Source organism: Shewanella sp. POL2 (genome assembly GCF_000282755.1).
GTDB classification, from domain to species: Bacteria; Pseudomonadota; Gammaproteobacteria; order Enterobacterales; family Shewanellaceae; genus Shewanella; species Shewanella xiamenensis.
Window position 1 is genome coordinate 53,177 of record NZ_AKZL01000010.1, and the last position, 21,169, is coordinate 74,345.

A 21,169-nucleotide genomic window follows, 5' to 3' on the forward strand; every position below is an offset into this window, starting at 1 on the left:
TATGAATAATAAGGCCGCTCACTGAGCGGCCTTTTTTTACGTTTTACACATGGTGATGGATTGCAAAGCCGCGGGTGCGGCTCACTCGATTCAAGTGACTTAATCAAGCACAGGCAAATAACTGAGAACTAACTGATCTCGGCTTAGTTGCCCATCAATTATCTCACCTACTGTACCGTTGTTTAACTTGATGGCAAGCGTGGCCTCGCCGACCTGCGCCTTAAAGGTTTCCATTTCTTTAATTCGGTTGATCAGCGCCAATGCTAAAGTGTTTTCTGCGGTCGCAGCATACACACGGCCATTTACTGTCACTTCCGCTTGTGTGGCTAATGCAGGGCCGGCTAGATGAATACCGACGTATTCACGCCATACTCTGGCTTTTTGCTCGCCTTGATAATCACTGTCAACCGATGCAAGTACCACTTGCCGTAATATCATCTGCAGTAAATTGCTCTTACCTTTTGGTTGGCCGTTAACAGTATCAAATTGGAAGTAACGTGAAACTGAACGATCGTAATTAGGTAATGGCTCAATACTTTGTTGGGCAAAATCAGTGTAATAAGGCAGATAGCTATCGAGCTTACCACTCACGCCACAGCTTTCGGTAAAGAGCGGTGCATTACCACGAGTCAGCCCAGGGCCTTCACCCATGGTCATCTTACACAACATATCTTGGAACACTGGACCCACATTCGGTAAATCAACCAATGCTTTGTAACCACGACTCGATGTGCTGCGGGGCGTTGTACGTGATACTAAGGCTCGCACGGCTAACAATTTATCAGGCCATACACCTAACACGTCGCGCTCATTCACATACGGATGGTTAGGTGAGGATGCAGGCGTTTTAATACCATTGAGTAAGCGGCCCGAAAAGCTAACATCAGCCGTTAATAAATCCTGAAATTGAGGATTTATTTGCGATTTAATGATCAACTCTTTCAAGGCTTCTGGGGAATCAGAGAACTGACTGATCACCTCACCCGGCTCAAATTGCGCCTTCATATCGCCGCTTTTAAAACGATATTGCTCAAGTACCTTAGCAAAATTGTACTGCTGTCTTAACGCTACGCTGCCATCAGCTTGTTTGTATGTGACGTCCAATGTGGCGTCGTTTTCTCCCACTAGCTTAAGGAAGAAATCGGCCGACTGATTCATTGCCCGCTGATTCGCACAATACCAAGCCTCGCTACCTGCCGCAGCCAGTCGGTCGCACTCACCTGCAAAAAAGTTTTCTGATAGACCAAATAATTGCTCTAAAAAGCTCACATCTTCAATGAATTGACGTATCTCATCAAACTGAACTTTACGATTAATGGTGTAACTTAGACTATGATCCTCAAACAAAGATTGACGATTATGGCGTAGGTTCATGGTCTCGTAGCTATCAAAATACTTATCGATATAGAACTGGTTAATATCATCTAAGTTTTTACCCGCATCACCACGATTACAGTTGCTGTTAAGGGACACATGTTCATCTGTGCAATAAGAATACTGACGTAGGCTATTGTTTTGCTCAATATTATAAAGTGCGCCAAATCGGGTATCCCCGTTAACAATGCCTTTGGCAAGTTCGTCGCGACGCTTAGCATCTTCCGCTTTGAGCGATACAAATTCGTTAGCCTTTGTTTCCACTTCGCGGGCATAGCCAAAACGTAACGCCGCTAAGTCATAGGGTTCAAACGTGGTTGCAAACCGATTCACGTTGTAGTCCATTTGGCTCGAAAACTCGGCATTAACAGTAATATCTGGGTAACCTGCATCGCTAAAGGCGGCTTTTAACTCCGTCAGTTGTGCTTGGTTAAAGGTATTGTCGTGGTCGCGACTCCCAGCAAAGTTATGTCTTAAGCCAAAGGTATGCCCTAATTCATGGGTCAAGGTGCCGGCAAATGCTTGTGCAGCAAGGGCTGTAGTTAATGAGTCTTGTAAACTTATCGGCAAATCTTCAAATGCCGCTAATTTACCGCCCACTTTGCCATCAACCCACATTTCGGCTTTTTTCCAATCAATTTCATGACCTTTGATACCGCGAGGTAATTCACGATTACTACCACCTGTAGCAAACACGGTATCCACATGCATCATTGAATTTTCAGACCAAAACGCTTGTGTTTTTTCATCAAAATCCGCCAAAGCATCGAGACTATTATCCTTAGGCGTTAATAACATTGATTTGGGTGCTGCAATAAGCTGCTGAGTCGGTTGTTCAAATGCCGCCGCCTCAACTGGCACAGTATCAACGCTGACATCTGGCTTGTTTAGATTCGACACATAAGGCTCGCCCGTTAACGATGTGACTGAATTCGCGTCCAATTTGCCTCTGTTATAATCTAAACGCACTTGGCGATAGTAACGTACTGCGCCTTGTTTTAGATTCGAGCTGTATTGATTGACTCGCGCACTCACAATTTCGCCTGTAAGCGGGTTTGCCGCGGATGGGCCATAACCCGCCAAACCATTATCCAGCGGTTCATCAAATAAAGTGATGTTGCTATAGCGCAGATCGCCATGGCGTTTATCGTGGGCTTGCTCAAGTTTTATCTGTGGAAAACCCGTTTTATACAACTTGTTTTGAATGTTAATTGCCGTCACGGACTCGATAGCAGCATCCAAAAAGGGTTTATTTTTCGCGTCGTAGAAATTATTACTCAGGTAATAAGTCAGTTCCGATTTGGCCGGATTGAAGCGATTCATGTAGGTACGCACATACCCGTCAACGCCCTCTGAATCAGTCGCATCACGATAAGTATGTGAGGAAGTAAAGAAACCAAATGCGCCCTTTTCATTTTCGGCATAGGGAATCGCTTGATAGTCTTTACTGGCTAACTGATCCACCGCCACAATCGAAATAAACTCAGTGGTCGTAAAGGATAGATTGTCGAGGTTGCCACCGTAAAATTGGTTAAAGCAACTTGGTGAAGCCTGATAGGTATGCTCAATTTCAAAGTTAACCACGCCCTTAGCTAAATCCATCTCATAGCCTTTTTGGCCTTGAGTATTCACTAGACGCGGGGCCTCTGTTTCAGTCACACATTCACCAAAGGTAAATATGTCATTAATGCCCAACTCGGCAATTTTAGCTTTGGCAAAATCGGGGACAAAGTAGCGCTTATCCTGCCATGTTAAATTAGCATCGGTGTTAACTTGCTCTACGTTAATACACTCACGCCATTTATCTTCGGTACATTTAAAGTCGATATATTCACCAGGAATGGTTAACACTGGCGCTTGGTTATATTCATTAGGATAACGGCTGTCATGGCCTAATCCGATATTATCTCGGTCAATTTGACGTACTTGGATACCATTCTCTGTTTTATGCAAGGTTACCAACTTAGGATCACCTTGGGTAAAACCTCGCACCTCGGCGGCATAACGCGGAGCCTTACCCACGCTGCGAATGTAGAGATATTGCCGCTCAGTGGCTTTATCGATGTCGGCAGTGGTGACTTGCTTTTCATCTTTGGGGAGTTCTTTATAAGGCTCATCACCGGCACCACACCCCACAAGGGTCAGTGCGCTGGTTATCGCCAGACATACCATGGACTTCTTCATAGATTCCTCTTAACTACTGTTTTTATAGATATTTAGTAACTGACAAATAAAAGGTTGAACTCTTTTTGTCATAAATCTCAAATCCCTGAGATGTCCCCACTTCTGGGTTATAGAAACGACCACTATTGTTATGACCAACAGCCAACACCCAGTCAGGCTTAAACGACCAACCGAGTTCTTGGGCGAAGGTAAATTGATCGTCGAGTCGGCGACCGTAATAGTTTTTGGAGACTCGATAACGACCACTCACGTCCAAATACCAATTAGCCGTAATTTGCCAATAAGCATCGAGTAATCCATCGAGTTGCTGTTCAACTAACACGCGCTCACCAGCGGTTTTGTATTGGTAAGCGTTGTAGCGATAGCGCGGTGAAAAATAAAAACTTAGGTTATCTAGCGGGCTCCAAAATAAGTACGCAGCAATACGCGGTGCATATTGCAACCTATCCAATTTTGATTCGCGCTCTGCGGGCAAATACACACCTAAACTGCCTTTGAATGAGACGGTATCGCTTAAGGCATACAGTGGTGTACGGTATTCCAGCAAAGGGTCATAAAAACTGGACTCTTTGCCATGCAATGTTTGCTTTTCGCCCCCAAGGGTAAACAGCACATTGCCCCAATTTGCCTTGTAATCGATCCGGCTATCGATGTTATAGGCTTGATAGGCGTAATAACTATCCGAGTCATAAATGTTTCGGGTAAACCCAACATTAACGTAGCCAGACCATTTTGCAGCTTGTGCATCCGTGGCTAACTCAAATTCATTGACAGCCAATACTTGGCCGACAAATGAAAAACTCGCCAGCATCACCTGCAAGCAGAAAAACACAGACCATTTATTTCGTCGACGAGAAATCGACGAATAATATTGATTATTCGTTGGTTGCATAATAAAACCTTGATTTATATTTTGATGAAAATATTGATAGTTAGGATGCGCTCTATATAGCGCTAGGATGTACTTGCTTGAATAGACTTTATCCAATTAAGTAAAATGGAATAACAATGTTCCAAATTAAGAATGTAACTACGCAGAAAAATAGCAGAAATGAAATAAATAACACTAAATAAAACAAAAAATGACAGTCCAATAAATATGCTTTCAAAATTAGTTTCACAAAACCAATTCCAAAGTGTAACGCTATATTCATTCAGTACGATTGTCGATTTATGGCCCACAAACTCACTCTGCGCCACAAGTGTCGAAGCCATTAAAAAATCATTCTTTTCAAAATAATAAATTTCATTTTTAGCAGAAACACTTAGCGATAAGCTCAACCATAATATTCCGAGCACCAGTAATCCACCGACTATGGGATAAAGATGTTTCGGTATTTTTGAGTAATTTGTTGTGGCTAATTTAGTTAACATTTTCAGTCAATACGTCATACTATAAATAATCTCCACTGTGACCCACAGTTAAAGATACAAAACGATACATTAATCGCATCATACGCACGAAAAAAAATGCTTTTCAACTCAAGCCAGCGACAACTCATATGCAATTAAAATAAATATGAGTTAGATCAGAAAAAATTAGCGACATTAAACATAAACAACACAATTCATAACAGAAAAAACCGCCATAAAACACAATTTAAAAACAGATTAAAAACAATAAATAACAACATGCAGTGCGATTATTTACATATGCCACCATAATGCAAATAGCTTAACGGTAGTTTGGGATAATATGATGAGCAGCCAGTTGAGTTTGCAATTCTTTACAACGGCGACGTAACATTTCGCGAAGCAGTAACACCACGGGTGTGACATGTTCGCGTCCTGGGCACACTAAGTATAAATTGACCGACTCGCCGCGATATTCTGGTAACAAGGGCACTAAACGCCCAGCCATAATATCCTCTGCCAAATCTAAGCTCGACTTAAACACTAACCCCTTTCCTGCTACCGCCCAGCGGCGCGCAATTTCAGCATCATTGGCACTACGATTCCCCGTGACGCGGACTTTACATTCCTGGCCATCACGCTCAAATTGCCATTGATCGTGAGTTCTCTCATCTAACTTATAAAACAAGCAATTATGTTGTGTTAGCTGCTCTAAGGTTTCGGGTTGACCAAATTTGGCAAGATAGTCCGGCGATGCACATAACACTCTGTCGGCACTGCAAATTGGAAAGGCAACTTGATTAGAATCCTGCGGCTTACCATAACGCACCGCCACATCAATTTTATCGTGGTAAAAACTGCTGATATTGTCGCCCAAATGCAGACGCACTTGCAGCTGTGGAAAATCCAAGAGAAAGTCATCGAGCCAAGGGACAAATAAGTTTCGCCCAAAGTCAGATGAAACCGACAGGCTTAAGGTGCCAGAGACCTTACCTTTATCGCTGGCAATCGCCTGCTCTCCAAGGGCGAGATCACTTAAGGCGCGGCGGCAATGGATCAGGTAACGCTCCCCTTGAGCGGTTAATCTAAGGCTGCGAGTCGTGCGCACAAACAAACTCGTATCAAGCTGTTTTTCAAGACGTTTAATCGCTGCGCTCGCTGAAGCAGCAGAGAGGTCCATTTCGGCCGCTGCGGCCGAAATACTGCCGCAATCGGCAACGCGAACAAATAAGGCGAGATCATTAAGCAACATGATTATCAAATTTCCTTTGAAAAAATTACAAACTTTACCCCGTTTATCTAAAGGTTAATATTTCACACAATGGTGCTCAATGACAAGTGACAGACATGAGTCGCCAGTGAGGAATGATTATGAGAGCCGTAGGTTACCAAACAGCAGGCGCAGTCGATGCGCATAATGCATTAGAAAACATAACATTAGCCAAACCAACTCCAACGGGTTTTGATTTGTTAGTCGAGGTTAAGGCCATATCGGTTAACCCCGTCGATACCAAGATCCGCGCATCAAGCTCAGCGCCTGCTGGGGAGTATAAAATCCTCGGTTGGGATGCCGTTGGCGTTGTAAAAGCTATCGGGGACAAAGTCAGCCTATTTAAGGTAGGCGATGAAGTTTGGTATGCCGGCGATATTAGCCGCAGTGGTAGTTATGCCGAATATCAGTTAGTGGATGAGCGCATTGTCGGCCATAAACCGCAAACCTTAAGCAACGCACAGGCGGCAGCCTTACCCTTAACCAGTATCACGGCTTGGGAATTGCTGTTTGACCGTTTAGGTCTACCACAAGATGGCTCCGCCACGGATGCACGTATTTTAATTATCGGTGCCGCAGGTGGTGTGGGTTCGATTATCACTCAACTGGCGGTCAAATTGACTGGAGCAGAAGTTATCGGCACCGCATCACGGCCAGAATCAGCAACTTGGGTGCAAACCTTAGGTGCCGATGCAGTGATTAATCACAATAAACCCCTCTCGGAAGAGCTGGCTAAGCTAGATATTGCCGATGTCACCCATGTGATTAGCCTGACTCAAACCGATAAGCACTTTGACGAAATTGTAAAAGTGCTCAAACCACAAGGAAAACTGGCACTGATTGATGATCCGGTAGCCCCGTTAGATGTGATGAAGCTTAAGCGTAAAAGCCTGTCGCTGCATTGGGAGCTGATGTTTACCCGCAGCCTGTATCAAACCGAGGATATGATTGCCCAGCACCATCTACTCAATCGCATTGCAGAGCTTATCGATACCGGCAAAGTAAAAAGCACCTTTGGTGAGCATTACGGCACGATTAATGCGCAAAACTTGCTAAAGGCCCATGCACAAATTGAGTCGGGCAAAGCGATTGGTAAAATTGTGCTTGAGGGATTTAGCCAATGAAAATCACGGTTTTTGCGCAAATCCAAGCGCATTCAGGCCAGAGTGATTCACTCTTTAAAGTCCTCAAACAACTGGTAAGTGACACCCACACCGAGGCAGGCTGTTTGGAGTATACGCTGCATCATTCTTTAGATAATACTAATCAGTTTTGGATGTATGAAGTGTGGCAATCCCAAGCAGCACTGGATGCGCATATGGCAAGCCCACACTTTAATACCTTTGTCGCCACCTCCGAGCAGTTAGTAGAGAAAGTCGAGATCCATAAGAGTTATGCTTGCTAGCATCACCAACAAGAAAGCGCCAAATTTGGCGCTTTCTATTTTTAAATCAACTGCGTAAATAAAGCTAAACCAACGTCATCGCCATTTTTCGGCGTAGATAAGCAATCTGTTGCATATGGGGTAAATCCTTCGGACAGTTGTCTTGGCAGCCGAGCAAGGTCATGCACCCAAACACACCATCCTGATTACCGATCACATGGTAAAAATCCTCCGCAGTGCGGGCATCACGGCTATCGAGTTCAAAGCGGGCAATTTTCATCATGCCAACTGCACCGACAAAGGTCTCGCGCATTTGCTTGGTCGCGCAGGCTGATACGCAAACGCCACACTCGACGCAGCGCTCCAACTCATACAGGCGAGCAGCTTCTTCAGGAGCCATAGGATCTTCGAGGCGATGGATGCTGATATCATTCGCCTTAGGATGTAACCATAGCTTTAACCGCTCAGCGAGTTCACGCATAAATTTACCTGTGTTAACCGATAAATCACCGATCAATTCAAAGCCAGGTAACGGCATCAGGGTAATCTCGCCCTTGGGATATTTGGCGGTTAAGGTGCGGCAAGCTAATGTCGGAAAACCATTGATCACCATGGCACAACTGCCACAAATCCCTGCCCTACAGACAAAGTCAAACTGCAACGACGTATCTTGCTCTTCTCTCAGCTTATTGAGGGCAATAAATACTGTCATCCCCGGCGTTTCGGTGAGCTGGTAACGCACCATTTTCGGCTTATCGTTTGGCTCCTGTGGATCATAACGAAAAATATTAAAGGTTAACTGGCGACCTTGGGTCATTATGATTTTTCTCCTAACGCATTGGCAGAGGGTTTTTGTAAGGTATCACTTAAACGTTCATTTTTAGCTTGCAGGCTGGGCGGCAGCTCGAAAGGCATCAGCGCCGCTTGGCGTTGATAGCGATCGGCATCCTCCCCGAGCACAGCCAAAATTTCAGCAATTTGTTGCTCACGTTTAGCGGTATCGGGGTGAGCAATCGCATTGTCGATACCATAACCCCGGTATCCCGGTGGCAGTTCCATCTTCATCACATCTAGCGGCTCGTAGCTCAACACGGGTTCCAACGCATTGGCATCAGGCCAACTGGCGAGGGTGCGATTAAGCCAATCGCGGTCATTACGCTGTGGATAATCTTCACGGGCATGGGCACCGCGGCTTTCGGTGCGAGCGGCAGCGCCGCAAGCAACGGTCAGCGCTACCTTGAGCATGCGCTTCACCCTCAATGCCTCCACCAGCTCAGGATTGGCGTGGCGTTTTTTACACTTAATGCCGAGTTTGCGTGAACGTTCAAGCAGGGCTTTCAGCTCTGTCACCGCTTTATCAAGCTCTGGGCCGTTACGGAAAATCCCCACGTAATCCATCATAATTCGCTGCATTGCGTGCTTAAGTTCGAAGGGGTTTTCTTGACCATCGCCATCGACTAAGGTGTCGATCTCAGTCTGTACTTGCCGCATAAATTTTTCGGCAAGCTGGGTATTGATTTCAAGGCTATTATTCTCACAAAAATCAGCGACATATTTACCAATAATCATACCGCCCACTACGGTTTCGGCGAGCGAGTTACCGCCCAAGCGGTTAAAGCCATGCATATCCCAACAGGCGGCTTCGCCCACACTGAATAAGCCCTTAAGCTGCGGACTTTCACCGGTTGCTTTGGTGCGAATGCCACCCATGGAGTAATGCTGAGTCGGACGCACGGGTATCCAATCCTTTGCAGGGTCGATCCCAAGGAAGTTCTCACAAATTTCTTGCACTTCACGCAGGTTGGTTTCGATATGTTTGCGCCCAAGCAGGGTGATATCGAGCCATAAATGCGGGCCATAGGGGCTATCGACGCCCTTACCTTTACGCATATGTTCGGTCATGCGGCGAGACACTACATCCCGCGATGCCAGTTCTTTTTTCTCTGGCTCATAGTCCGGCATAAAACGGTAGCCGTCTTTATCCCGCAGCAAGCCACCGTCACCGCGGCAACCCTCTGTGGTTAAAATCCCTACGGGCACAATCGCCGTTGGGTGGAACTGCACCGCTTCCATATTACCAAGGGTCGCCACGCCCGTTTCGAGTGCCAGCGCCTGACCTATCCCCTCGCAGATAATCGCATTGGTTGAAACTTCGTAAATACGGCCATAACCGCCGGTAGCGATGGTGGTTGATTTCGCCACATAAGCGCGCAATTCACCCGAGATTAGGCAGCGGGCAATCACCCCGTGACAACGCTCTCCATCGTGGATAATCGCCAGCGCTTCGACGCGCTCATGGACCGGAATATCCATCGAAATGGCTTTGTTATCCATGGCATAGAGTAAGGAGTGACCCGTACCATCGGCGGTGTAGCAGGTGCGCCACTTTTTGGTGCCACCAAAGTCGCGGGCATTAATTAACCCATGGGCTTCTTCGGCTTCCTGTAGAGTAACTTTTTTGCGTTAACAATGACTTCCCGTGGACCAGCACTAACACGTGACCAAGGCACCCCCAGTTGGCTAACTCACGTACTGCCTTGGGCGCACAATGGGCAAACATTCTCGCGACCTCTTGATCACAGCCCCAGTCAGAACCTTTCACAGTGTCTTGAAAGTGCACATCTTCATCATCACCCATGCCTTTAACTGCGTTGCCAAGGCTTGCCTGCATTCCCCCCTGCGCTGCGGCGGAGTGAGAACGTTTGGCAGGAATAAGCGATAGCACTAAGGTATCCAGCCCACGCTCTTTAGAGGCAATGGCAACCCTTAGCCCTGCCAATCCGGCACCAACCACTAATGAATCGGTATAAATCAGTTTCACGCCTGCTCCTTAACGGGTACTGCTGTTATTGTTTTAGGACAACACTCTTTTGTTATATTTCGCTCAACTCGCATGGGGTAAAAATGCCAATAAAGAGGCAATCCCTACAGTGACAAACGCGATACTCACAATAGTTTTAATCTTACGTAAACGGCTGCGACTATTAAGATCACGCGCCGCGCCCCACTTGAGTGCTACGCGGTAAATCCCGATGGCCGCATGTAACTCCACCGTCAGCAATAGCGGCAGATACACCATCCACACGCCTTGGTTCCAAATCCGCTCGGCGCTGCCCTGCGGACCTATGGTTTCAGGCGCCGAGCCAATAAGCCACAGATGCACTGGCAGCAATAACAGGATCACCACACCCGTAATGGCCTGCCAGCGCCACAGGCGAGTATCGCTGTGATTAATCACTTGCATCTGCTGTTGCAGCGCCCTTTGCTGACGCAAACTCATCGGTAGCTTCTGCAATGCCACTAGCACATGCACTAACGCTAAAGCGGCAATACCGATGGCAATACCAGTCACCACCCAAGGGTAACCATGACCATCACTAGAGAGAAAACTTAGCTCCATAGTGCGAGCAACCCAGTTCATGGCATCGCCACCCAACAATATGGACGACACCAACACTAAGTGACTCCACAAAAACACCGCCAGAATGACACCCGACAAACTCTGGCTTAAATCCAGCCACGCACTCCATTTTTTTATACTTAGTTTGATTGCCATTGCTTTCGCCTCGCGCCACAGGCTCTATTGAGCCAAGCTCATTAAGTGATCTTTAAAAATTAATATCGCTCACAAATCCAACAACAAACCTGAGTTAGATCAACTAGGAGGCGAATAATTAATCGAATGCTTAACTATTAGCGATAGAACCAATAAAAACGAGTGGCAGCGACACAAAATCCTGCTGCGAATTATCTCAGTGCAATGCGCGCAGCAGGGTTGGCATTCAAATTACTGGGGCACATAGGGCTGCACAGGAACAGTCAACTCGCTGCCGATCAACATATAAGTAACTAAGCTAGCGCTACCTAGGCACAACAAATAGATAATCAATACCTTAGCGAGTTTACGTAAGCCGGAGCGTTGAGTGGTAATGCCCCACTTAACTGCCACACGGTACAAACCAATCATGGCGTGGATCACCACTGCGGGCAGCAATAAGGCATAAAGCAGCCAAGCATTATCGTGATAAACACGCTCGGCGGATAAATGTGGGCCAATCTCAGGATTTAAGATCATGGTAAACAGATGTACAGGCACCAGGAAAAACAGAATAAAGCCAGTAATGAGCTGCCAAAACCATGCATGGGTATCACGGTGATTAATGCCACCTAAATGCGAGCGCAATGCCCGCCACTGACCCAGTTGTGCCGGAAACCGCCTAAGCGCAACTGCGGCATGCAATATCACCACTAACAGCATAAAAACCGAGAAGACTTTAGTAACCATCGGAAAGCCATGGCCTGTACTACTAAACATACCGCCTTCAAGCAGTTGTACTACTTGGTAAAATGCCTCTTTGCCCAGCAAAATGCTCGACTCGAAGTGCATATGCAACAACAGGAAGCATCCCAACATAATGCCTGTCGCGCTCTGTAATCGATCAGCCTTAGCCGACCAAGGGTGACCTATCCCCTGTGTTTTCACCCTAGTGTGAACGCGCGTTACGCTTATCATCTTGCTTTTACCTTTGATGGTTTGTTGACACCTCTTTGCAAACTACACCATAGCAGTAACAAAATACCCGGCTGAGTGTCACAGATTTAAAGCGTGAGGTAACTCACGGGAGCAGCGTCAACTCTTAGAAGGCGATCACAAAAAGCAAGTAAAAAACCAAACAAAGGTAAAACCAATTAACCATTATATTTCATATGTTTATACTTAAAATCGAAACGACCGGTTCGCATTTTCGCACAAAAAGAATGACAGGCTAACTCTTTGTCGGCGTAGAATAAAATCCATTTATCACTCGCCAATCCCCTGCTGCACAGCAACTCATTTATCTAATTGAACAATGCGAAATTGCCACCGAATTCTGCAATTTAGCGCGGTTTGGGTATACAATAGCGTGATATTTTTTAACCCTAGCCACAGGATTTAACCCATGCCTTGGATCCAACTCCGCATTAACACTAACAGTGATGATGCAGAAACCATCAGCGACTTACTCATGGAAGAAGGCGCAGTCTCCATTACCTTTGAAGATGGTAAAGACACCCCGATTTTTGAACCTAAACTGGGTGAAACCCCGCTGTGGCGTGATACCGTGGTTGTCGCGCTATTCGAAGCAGATACCGATCTAACCCCAAGCATTGAGATGCTGAAAACCCTGCCGTTTTTAGGTGAACACTTCAGCCATAAAATCGAGCAAATTGAAGACAAAGATTGGGTCCGCGAATGGATGGATAACTACCACCCAATCCAATTCGGTAAACGCCTGTGGATTTGCCCAAGCTGGCGTGAAGTCCCCGATCCAAGCGCAGTCAACGTGATCTTAGATCCGGGTCTGGCCTTCGGCACAGGCACTCACCCCACGACAGCACTGTGTTTAGAGTGGTTAGACAGCTTAGATCTAAGCAACGAAGAAGTGATCGACTTTGGCTGTGGCTCAGGCATTCTTGCCGTTGCCGCCCTAAAACTGGGCGCGAAAAAAGTCACCGGTATCGACATCGACTATCAAGCCATTGATGCCTCAAAAGCCAATGCCGAGCGTAACGATGTTGCCGACCAACTCGAGCTTTACCTGCCTGAAGATCAACCCGCCGATCTTAAGGCCGATGTATTAGTTGCCAATATTCTCGCAGGCCCACTGCGCGAACTTGCCCCCCTTATCGCCGACCGAGTCAAAACAGGCGGTAAATTAGCTCTCTCTGGACTCCTAAAAGAGCAAGCGCAAGAAATCTCTGACTTTTATAGCCAATGGTTCGACATGGACGAAGCGGCTCACAAAGAAGATTGGAGCCGCTTGACAGGTACGCGCAAATAACGCTAAAGGGTGGCGCAACATGCGCCACCACTGGCTTAGGCTTATTTTGTCGATGACTTCTCAAGGCTAAAAAGTCAAGAAAAAAATTGCTCCTAGGTCATTTATTGACCTTTTCACGGCCAATAAAAAGGGCTACTATAGCGCCCCTTTGAAGAGCTAAGGTGAAACAGTAAATGCAGATTGGACCCTATCAACTGAAGAATCAGCTGATCGTGGCACCAATGGCAGGTGTCACCGATCAAGCTTTCCGTAATCTCTGTCTTCGTTATGGTGCAGCCTTAGCGGTGTCGGAGATGCTTTCATCCAATCCTGAGGTTTGGGATACGGATAAAAGCCGCCAGCGTATGACACATTCTGGTGAGGAAGGTATTCGCTCAGTGCAAATTGCAGGTGCAGATCCAGAGTTAATGGCGCAGGCCGCCCAGTTCAACGTTGAACAAGGCGCCCATATCATTGATATCAACATGGGATGCCCTGCAAAAAAAGTGAATAAAAAGCTGGCTGGCTCAGCCTTAATGCAAAATCCGCCCCTCGTAAAAGACATTTTACAAGCCGTGGTAGCTGCAGTAGATGTGCCCGTTACGTTAAAAATTCGCACAGGCTGGGAGCCTGAACACAGGAACGGTGTTCAAATCGCCCAGATTGCCGAGGATTGTGGCATTGCCTCGCTGGCCGTTCATGGCCGCACGAGACAATGCATGTACAAAGGCGACGCCGAGTACGACACCATTAAAGCAATTAAACAGAATGTCTCGATTCCTGTTGTCGCAAACGGAGATATCGACAGTCCGGAGAAAGCCCGCTTTGTGCTGGATTACACCGGTGTCGATGCTCTGATGATAGGACGGGGTGCTCAGGGACGACCTTGGATTTTCAGAGAAATCCAGCACTACTTGGAGACGGGTAATAAGCTAGCGCCCATTGAGGTGGTAGAACAGCGTCAAGTGATGCTGGAACACCTCACCAAACTTTATGATTTGTATGGTGAATATAAGGGTATCCGCTTCGCCAGAAAACATATCGGATGGTACCTAGACCAGGAGGATCAGCGCCAGTTTCGGGCTGACTTTAATCAGCTGGAAACCGCTGCAGAACAGTATTCCCGCGTGGAATATTATTTTGATGAATTAGTAAAGAATTAATAAAGAGCAGAATAGAATGTTTGATCAGACAACTAACACAGAAGTTCACCAGCTTACCGTTGGCAAAATCGAAACCGCAAACGGCACTATCAAGCCCCAGTTATTACGTGATGCTGTTAAGCGTGCCGTAACTAACTTCTTCGCACAGTTGGACGGTCAGGAAGCACAAGAAGTGTATGAAATGGTGCTAAGTGAAGTTGAAGCACCTCTGCTTGACATCATCATGCAACACACTCGCGGCAACCAAACCCGCGCAGCAAACATGCTAGGTATCAACCGCGGTACTCTGCGTAAGAAATTAAAGAAATATGGAATGAACTAATCTTTTAGATTAAGTGATTGTTAGAAAAGGGGTTAACCTGCAAAGGTTAGCCCCTTTTCGCATTATGTGTACGGCAATATGTACCCCGAATATCGCCTTAAAGCCCCAGCATCTGTTGTAGCTCTTGATGGGAGTTCACTTGATAATGTGGGGTGATCCCCGCTGGCGCAGCATGGCCATGGACGTTGTACCAGCAAGTATGAATACCGGCATTGATACCGCCTTGAATATCGGAATGGGGATTATCACCCACCATTAATACTTGCTCACGCGCTGGCCGCCCCATTAACTCAAGCGCATGCTCAAAAATACCCACATCGGGTTTGGCGATGCCGACTTTTTCTGAAATCACTAAAATATCAAAATGATGCTGCAAGCCTGTTCGCTGTAAGCGCACCGTCTGCAACTCAGTAAAGCCATTAGTGATAATCCCCAGTTTAGCCTTACCTTGCAATGCCGATAGCAATTCGCGCGCACCGGGCAGCGGCGCACAAATCTCAGCCATGGCGGCTAAAAATGCACTGTTTAAGATTTGTGGCGATACATTAAGCCTTGCTGCCCAAGGCTCAAAACGGATAGTTTGCAGCTCTGCGGCACTGATCTTGCCATCCTGATAAGCAACCCAAAGCGGTTTATTTACCCTTTGGTATTCCTCAAAATCGGCCTGAGTAAACTCAACACCAAAGCCAGCAAACATCAACTTTAGTCCTTCAAAGGCATCGAAATAAAATAACGTTTCATCGGCGTCGAAAAGCACCCAAGCATAGGGCGTGGCCGAGGAATAGGTTTGGTTTGAGGACAAAATAACACTCCTAACAAAAGATAAAATGTAACTAATTAAAAATTGTCAACACTGGCAGTATAGGGAAGCCGCTAACACCATAGCAAATTAACGCATCGCCAAACTCAACTCGGGATCATGCAGTCGGCCTCATCCAACATGGCATCGAACGCACAAAACAGGCGCAAGATTCTATTTATGGGAACACCGTTTTTGTTGCAAAATAGTCTACTATCTTTATCCATGACGGATAATACCGTGATAATGCAACCTATTGTTGAACATAACTCAACAGTAAACGTGCTCTGTCTGGTTTATCTCTTGGCCCGCTTAAGTGAAGACTGATTACATCGAATCGAAATGCAGTAACCAACCTCGCCTCAACAGAATAGGACGCACATGGAACATTTTTCTGCTCTACCCATTTTTGTCACTGTGGTCGAATGCGGTAGTTTTTCTGCGGCGGGACAAAAGCTTGGACTCAGTAAATCAGCCATCAGCAAACGAATCACACAGTTGGAGCAGCACTTAGGGATTCAACTATTACAACGCACCACCCGCAGCTTAAGCCTAACCGACGCTGGCGCGCGCTATTTCGAGTACATTCGCCCGGCGGTACAGCTCACCCAAGAAGGATTGGATGCCATCTCTGAATTGCAGCAAACACCTAGAGGCAATTTGCGGATTTCAGTACCTATGGCGTTTGGACGCAGATATATTTCGCCATTAATAGCTGAATTTTTAAGGCGTTACCCCGATATCCAGCTGCAAATGCAAATGGATGACAAGACCACAGATTTAATCGCAGGCGGCTTCGACTTAGCCATTCGTATCGGCGAATTACCCGACTCCAGCCTTATCGCCCGTAAAATTGCCCCTTGTTTGAGCGTGATTTGCGCGTCCCCCGCGTATCTAGCGCAGCACGGTTTACCCATGACTCCTAGCGCGTTAACTCAGCACAACTGCTTGTTTTACAGTTACTTTCAAGATGGTGTGGAATGGAGTTTCCACAGTCCCGATGGCGTGCAACGTGTTCAACCCAAAGGAAACTATCAGGTGAATAATAGTGATGCTATCCACCAAGCCTGCCTCGATGGCCTCGGTATCGCCAACCTACCACGTTTTATTGTTGAGCCGGATCTGCAAACCGGATATTTACAGGCGTTACTTACAGACTATCCGCTACCCGAACATGGCATTTACGCCGTGTACCCACAGCGAAAATACCTCCCAACCAAAGTGACGGTTTTGATTGAGTTTTTGATGGAGAAATTGGCGAGTGGCAAGTTTGGATAAATTTCAAAGTGATTGAACAATTTTGAGTAGTTGGTCTAACTGATTGAAAATCAGCCACTCTCAATGCTACATTAAAGGGCGATTTAATAACCAAGGATGGAGAATGAACCAAGAATCACTTTTTGAAGATTTACCTGAAGTAGACTCAGGTAAATATGAAGCAAGCATGTTATCCAATCAGAAATTTTGTGATCAAGTTGAACAATCCCTTGTAGCGCTAGGCTTTTGTGAAGCACAAGGTGTTCCATCTCAAAACGAGTTCCTTAAAAATGTGCCTTATACAGATATGTATGGTGGAATTCGAAAGGCAGCCTTCTTAGTACAACATCAAACACTAGGAGCAGTCCGAATTGAAGCTCACAAGCAAGAGCAAAGCGGCTCTGTCGATCAAAAATTTCCTTTTTTCCTAGAGTCTCTCCGCCTCGCACCAGAGCAAAATTTAGTCATTTTACTCGGTGGGAAAGGCTATAAACAAAAAGCTTTTGACTGGATAAAAACTGCTGCAAGTAATATTCAAGACAAACAAATCAAAGTCTTTAGTGACCTTGATGAATTTATTAATTTTTTCGTTTCAAAATAACCAAAAGGGTCGAACAATTTCGACCCTTGCTTTTATTAAATCACTCCAATCCCACAATTTATCAAGTACTTATAGGTATGATCATAAAACTTGGGATCTCGAGTCTCATCTGATTTATCGCCTTTAGGAACAAATATCACCATGCCCTGACGAGCCCGGGTCAACAATACGCGATAAGCATTTTCAAGATATCTCTTACGTACAGCTTTATGCCGCATTTCCCATTTAGTTCCTCTAAATTCCCAATGCTCAAACACTTGGCCGTTGAAACGATAATCAGCATCCCAAGCAACGACACACCAGTCTAGCTCTAATCCTTGTACGTCAAACTCGGTGGCTACATCCTCTAAAAACTCAGCAGAACGAATATCTTCAACTCCACTTAAAAACCACTTTGCAGGATCTATCTCATTTTTAACGAAAATCCCTTCAGCTTTAAGCCTAATGCCGTTAGAAGAAGCAAGTACTCCCATAGATTCATTAGCTCTTCTGTGCTGCCGAACCCAAGATTTAGCCTTAGCTAAATCGCGAGTGACTTTGATTGGGTAGACATGCTCTAGATCTTTATAAATGCTAACAGCAAGCCCGCATTGCCCAGCTACCAAGTGATGAATAAAACTGGACAACTTTTCAGCACGGAAAGATCGCATGGATGTGGCAAGATGTAAGTTAGGTAAGACATTCGCCCTTGAAACCGCATTCAGATCAACCCCTAGCGAAACATACTCACCTGACAATAAAGCTGTGGAAAAATAGACATCCCAATCTAAGAACTTAGCCTTAAGCGCATCCAACCAACCAGCTAGTCCTGCCTCACCTTTATTAATCTCCTGTCCACCACCAATTAGCGCAATAATAAACGCCCAGTCTTGACGACGGTCCATTACTTCGATGAGAAATTCAGGCTCTGATTTATCAAAGTCGACAATACCTCGCTTACGACGCATAAAATCGCTTGCCTGCTCTTTATCCCACGCCCGTTGAGCCTCATCAAATATGGCCACTTTTTCAGGCGGCACGCCACCATGCAAATATTCATCCCTAAAGCGATGGATATTTTGAATAAATGATTCAGTCTCCTTTCTAGTTGCACTGATAGAATCACCAGTTCTAGAAGATCGATCCCTAGCTAAGGCTTCCTGTAATACCGCCACCAAGGGGCCATTACCACTGAGGAAAACAGAATACTCATTCTCTTCCCTGTTTGCGTGAATACTCGCAATATTAAGCCCTACAAGGGTTTTGCCCGCCCCCGGAACGCCGGTAACGAAACAAATTATTTTTCGCTTATTGATACGAGCATTGTGAATCAACTGAAGTAATTGCTGGCTCGTTTGACCAAGATTTTGTGTATCCGCTTCACTACGAGCAATATCTTCGACATTGTGCGACGCATACAGAGCTTGTGCCGCTTCGATAATGGTTGGCGTCGGCAAATAACCAGAATCAGCCCACAAGTTTGGATCAAAAGTAGGTTGATTCAACCGCTCAGCAATTAGGCGCATTCTTGAAAACAATTCACCGGGCGAAATACACAAAGTCAAAGCAACATTATCGCCTGCGAATACTGGATTTTCCGATTGGCTGGTCGCGTTGGTGGCGACAAGCAGAGGGACTAGATATTTATCATGACTACCGCGATGAAAGTTCTTTAAATCTAAGGCATATCCATGAGCCTGCCTCATATCGGCAGCAGTAAATACTGTTGCGCCAACTTTAAACTCTACTACAAAAACAATCCCTTTAAATATCATCACGACATCGGCACGTCGCCCCATTCGTGGGATCATAAACTCAATGAAAATATGCCCTTCTCGCTCAACACTCTCGGCCAAGGAGCGTTTGAGAACTTCAATTTCAGTCAACCAAGCGCGAGTTTGTGAATGCAATAAATGCTGAGTATGGAAACGTGATATCTGCCCGGTAATCGCATCGGGCTCTGCTGATAGAAAATCTTTAAAACTCGCCGAATAAAATGCTCGTTGAGTCATAATGATCCCTCAACGGTAAAATCTAGAAGTTGTTTCGCGGGAATATCTAAGGCTTTAGCGAGCTTGAATATATTAATCAAACTCACATTACGCTGACCACGTTCAATGCCGCTGACATAGGTTCTGTCCATGTCAGCTTTTAATGCAAGCTGCTCCTGCGAAAACGATCTCTCGAGTCGCAAACTTTTTAGATGAGTACCAAATGAGGTAAGCAAATGATCTTCCATGAATAATCCTGTGAAGAGTTTTCATGATGATCTTTACTTGTAGACAATACATCTACGGACTATGAGTCACATTCAATATCAAACACATAATGATTTGGGCATAAGATCACACAGGGTAATCACTAACAAAATGCAAAATGATTATTGGCGCGGAATCCATCTACTGCCCACTCGGCAATAAGTACCTCGTACTTCGGCCGCCAGCGTCGGCTTTCACTAAAAAGCCTTGCTCGACCATTTGCGCAAGGTGACGGGTGGCGGTGGCGCGGCTCACCTTAGCGACCTTTTGATACTGGCCACTATTCATCCCTAATTCAAAATCGCCATCTAACATCCGATTGAGCACTTTGGCTTGCTCCTGACTCAATAGGGATTGATCGAGATTTTGCCAATACTGCGTTTTCCGCAGAGTCTTGTTCACATCAGCCATCGCATTGAGTAAGCAATCATTGAGGGTCTCAAAAAACCATACTAACCAAGGAGTAATATCGACATCGCCCCTTTGGGTGGACTCTAAAATGTCATAGTAGGCTTGGCGACGGGCCAGAATACTGACCGACATAGCGTAAAAACGAATTGAGCGTTTTTCTGCTTGCGCTAAAGCTAAATCGGTCAATAAACGCGTGATGCGCCCATTACCATCATCAAGCGGATGCAGAGTCACAAACCAAAGGTGAGTTATCGCCGCACGGATAAGCGGATCTAAGCCCAGATCTTGCCTTGATGCATTAAACCATTCAATAAACTGTGAGAGTTCAGCGTCCAACGTCGCTCGAGAGGGGGCCTCAAAATGCACCGTTGGTTTATCAATCCGGCCTGAGACAACCTGCATAGGCGTATCGCCACGTAGCACTCCACCAATAACGGGGTTAAACAGCGTATAACCTTGGGGAAATAACTGTTTATGCCAACCTAATATCCGCTCAAGGGTTAACTCTGTATCTAAATTTTTTAAGGCATCGAGCATAATGTCGGCCAAACCATCGGTTTGTGCCGTGGTCGGATACGGTTTGTCTTCGAACACACCGAGTTTTTTAGCCAAGGATGATCGCACCGAAGCCACATTGAGCTTTTCACCTTCAATGGCGCTGGAATGGATAATGTTAGCGAGTAAAGTGTCGAGTGCCGCCGCTGAGGTTAACTGGTTGTCGTCGGGACTTAGCATTTGCTTGCCAAGCAGTTGGCCCTGATTGAAATAGACCTGACGCAGCAAGGCATCAATGCTGCTGGCATTCCAATGAAACTTAGGCCAATCGGCTTGCTGCCAAATCCACATATCCTACCCCATGAGTCAAATAACAAGCCTATTCTACTCACACTATGAGTCAATTAACAAACCTATTCGCCTCACAAAATGAGGCAAATAATACAAGTAATCGCCTCACCTTGCCCAAATGCTTCTAGCATAAAGGGATTTATGCGGTTGATTGCCTCTACAACGCA

Annotated in this window: 18 protein-coding genes and 1 pseudogene; 7 read left to right on the forward strand and 12 right to left on the reverse strand. The window is 45.9% G+C overall.

Annotated elements, in window-relative coordinates; all coding sequences use genetic code 11:
- Positions 1–99: 99 nt before the first annotated feature.
- The 4 genes from SHEWPOL2_RS04165 to SHEWPOL2_RS04180 all read right to left on the reverse strand — a co-directional run bounded on the left by SHEWPOL2_RS04165 (position 100) and on the right by SHEWPOL2_RS04180 (position 6,163).
- Complete coding sequence (locus SHEWPOL2_RS04165; RefSeq protein WP_037426369.1) at positions 100–3,558, reverse strand: zinc-dependent metalloprotease; 3,459 nt, start codon at positions 3,556–3,558, stop codon at positions 100–102.
- Between the two features lie 22 nt (positions 3,559–3,580).
- The gene (locus SHEWPOL2_RS04170; RefSeq protein ID WP_037426371.1) at positions 3,581–4,450 is read right to left on the reverse strand and encodes a hypothetical protein; all 870 of its coding nucleotides are present in this window, start codon (positions 4,448–4,450) and stop codon (positions 3,581–3,583) included.
- A 62-nt stretch (positions 4,451–4,512) separates the two neighbouring features.
- Complete coding sequence (locus tag SHEWPOL2_RS04175) at positions 4,513–4,932, reverse strand: hypothetical protein (RefSeq protein ID WP_037426373.1); 420 nt, start codon at positions 4,930–4,932, stop codon at positions 4,513–4,515.
- 301 nt (positions 4,933–5,233) lie between these two features.
- On the reverse strand, positions 5,234–6,163 hold the full coding sequence (locus SHEWPOL2_RS04180) for a LysR family transcriptional regulator (RefSeq protein WP_037426378.1): 930 nt from the start codon (positions 6,161–6,163) through the stop codon (positions 5,234–5,236).
- A 119-nt stretch (positions 6,164–6,282) separates the two neighbouring features.
- Here SHEWPOL2_RS04180 and SHEWPOL2_RS04185 point away from each other — a divergent pair, with 119 nt between their 5' ends.
- Together SHEWPOL2_RS04185 and SHEWPOL2_RS04190 are read left to right on the forward strand one after the other, a co-directional pair.
- Positions 6,283–7,305, forward strand: a complete 1,023-nt coding sequence (locus SHEWPOL2_RS04185; protein WP_037426381.1) for a zinc-binding alcohol dehydrogenase family protein — start codon at positions 6,283–6,285, stop codon at positions 7,303–7,305.
- Positions 7,302–7,586: a putative quinol monooxygenase gene (locus SHEWPOL2_RS04190; protein WP_037426384.1), complete on the forward strand. Its 285-nt coding sequence runs from the start codon at positions 7,302–7,304 to the stop codon at positions 7,584–7,586. The genes SHEWPOL2_RS04185 and SHEWPOL2_RS04190 overlap by 4 nt, the downstream gene beginning before the upstream one ends.
- Before the next feature lie 64 nt (positions 7,587–7,650).
- Here SHEWPOL2_RS04190 and SHEWPOL2_RS04195 read toward each other — a convergent pair whose 3' ends face one another.
- From SHEWPOL2_RS04195 to SHEWPOL2_RS04210, 4 genes and pseudogenes are all read right to left on the reverse strand, one after another.
- The gene (locus tag SHEWPOL2_RS04195; protein WP_037413651.1) at positions 7,651–8,382 is read right to left on the reverse strand and encodes a fumarate reductase iron-sulfur subunit; all 732 of its coding nucleotides are present in this window, start codon (positions 8,380–8,382) and stop codon (positions 7,651–7,653) included.
- Positions 8,382–10,386 (reverse strand): annotated as a pseudogene (locus SHEWPOL2_RS04200) (fumarate reductase flavoprotein subunit). Before SHEWPOL2_RS04200 ends, SHEWPOL2_RS04195 begins: the two are co-directional and overlap by 1 nt.
- A 63-nt stretch (positions 10,387–10,449) precedes the next feature.
- Positions 10,450–11,121, reverse strand: coding sequence for a fumarate reductase cytochrome b subunit (locus SHEWPOL2_RS04205; RefSeq protein ID WP_037426387.1), 672 nt, complete (start codon positions 11,119–11,121; stop codon positions 10,450–10,452).
- Positions 11,122–11,352: 231 nt separating this feature from the next.
- Complete coding sequence (locus SHEWPOL2_RS04210) at positions 11,353–12,078, reverse strand: fumarate reductase cytochrome b subunit (RefSeq protein WP_037426389.1); 726 nt, start codon at positions 12,076–12,078, stop codon at positions 11,353–11,355.
- Positions 12,079–12,505: 427 nt separating this feature from the next.
- On the opposite strand from SHEWPOL2_RS04210, the gene prmA reads away from it, so the two are divergent.
- The 3 genes from prmA to fis all read left to right on the forward strand — a co-directional run bounded on the left by prmA (position 12,506) and on the right by fis (position 14,851).
- Positions 12,506–13,387: a 50S ribosomal protein L11 methyltransferase gene (prmA, locus tag SHEWPOL2_RS04215; protein ID WP_037413663.1), complete on the forward strand. Its 882-nt coding sequence runs from the start codon at positions 12,506–12,508 to the stop codon at positions 13,385–13,387.
- Between the two features lie 173 nt (positions 13,388–13,560).
- A complete protein-coding gene (gene dusB / locus SHEWPOL2_RS04220; protein ID WP_037426392.1) occupies positions 13,561–14,529 on the forward strand; it encodes a tRNA dihydrouridine synthase DusB in 969 nt (322 codons plus the stop codon).
- Positions 14,530–14,545: 16 nt separating this feature from the next.
- Positions 14,546–14,851, forward strand: a complete 306-nt coding sequence (fis, locus tag SHEWPOL2_RS04225; RefSeq protein WP_006083371.1) for a DNA-binding transcriptional regulator Fis — start codon at positions 14,546–14,548, stop codon at positions 14,849–14,851.
- Positions 14,852–14,948: 97 nt separating this feature from the next.
- Here the strand turns inward: fis and yjjG are convergent, their stop codons facing one another.
- On the reverse strand, positions 14,949–15,653 hold the full coding sequence (gene yjjG, locus SHEWPOL2_RS04230; protein ID WP_037426395.1) for a pyrimidine 5'-nucleotidase: 705 nt from the start codon (positions 15,651–15,653) through the stop codon (positions 14,949–14,951).
- A gap of 378 nt (positions 15,654–16,031) precedes the next feature.
- Here yjjG and SHEWPOL2_RS04235 point away from each other — a divergent pair, with 378 nt between their 5' ends.
- The gene (locus SHEWPOL2_RS04235) at positions 16,032–16,928 is read left to right on the forward strand and encodes a LysR family transcriptional regulator (RefSeq protein WP_037426396.1); all 897 of its coding nucleotides are present in this window, start codon (positions 16,032–16,034) and stop codon (positions 16,926–16,928) included.
- A 103-nt stretch (positions 16,929–17,031) separates the two neighbouring features.
- On the forward strand, positions 17,032–17,508 hold the full coding sequence (locus SHEWPOL2_RS04240; RefSeq protein WP_037413671.1) for a PD-(D/E)XK nuclease superfamily protein: 477 nt from the start codon (positions 17,032–17,034) through the stop codon (positions 17,506–17,508).
- Between the two features lie 35 nt (positions 17,509–17,543).
- Here SHEWPOL2_RS04240 and SHEWPOL2_RS04245 read toward each other — a convergent pair whose 3' ends face one another.
- From SHEWPOL2_RS04245 to SHEWPOL2_RS04255, 3 genes are all read right to left on the reverse strand, one after another.
- A complete protein-coding gene (locus tag SHEWPOL2_RS04245; RefSeq protein WP_037426399.1) occupies positions 17,544–19,499 on the reverse strand; it encodes a DUF2075 domain-containing protein in 1,956 nt (651 codons plus the stop codon).
- The gene (locus SHEWPOL2_RS04250; RefSeq protein ID WP_011624886.1) at positions 19,496–19,726 is read right to left on the reverse strand and encodes a helix-turn-helix transcriptional regulator; all 231 of its coding nucleotides are present in this window, start codon (positions 19,724–19,726) and stop codon (positions 19,496–19,498) included. The genes SHEWPOL2_RS04245 and SHEWPOL2_RS04250 overlap by 4 nt, the downstream gene beginning before the upstream one ends.
- A 160-nt stretch (positions 19,727–19,886) precedes the next feature.
- Positions 19,887–21,002, reverse strand: a complete 1,116-nt coding sequence (locus SHEWPOL2_RS04255) for a Fic family protein (RefSeq protein WP_037426402.1) — start codon at positions 21,000–21,002, stop codon at positions 19,887–19,889.
- Positions 21,003–21,169 lie beyond the last annotated feature (167 nt).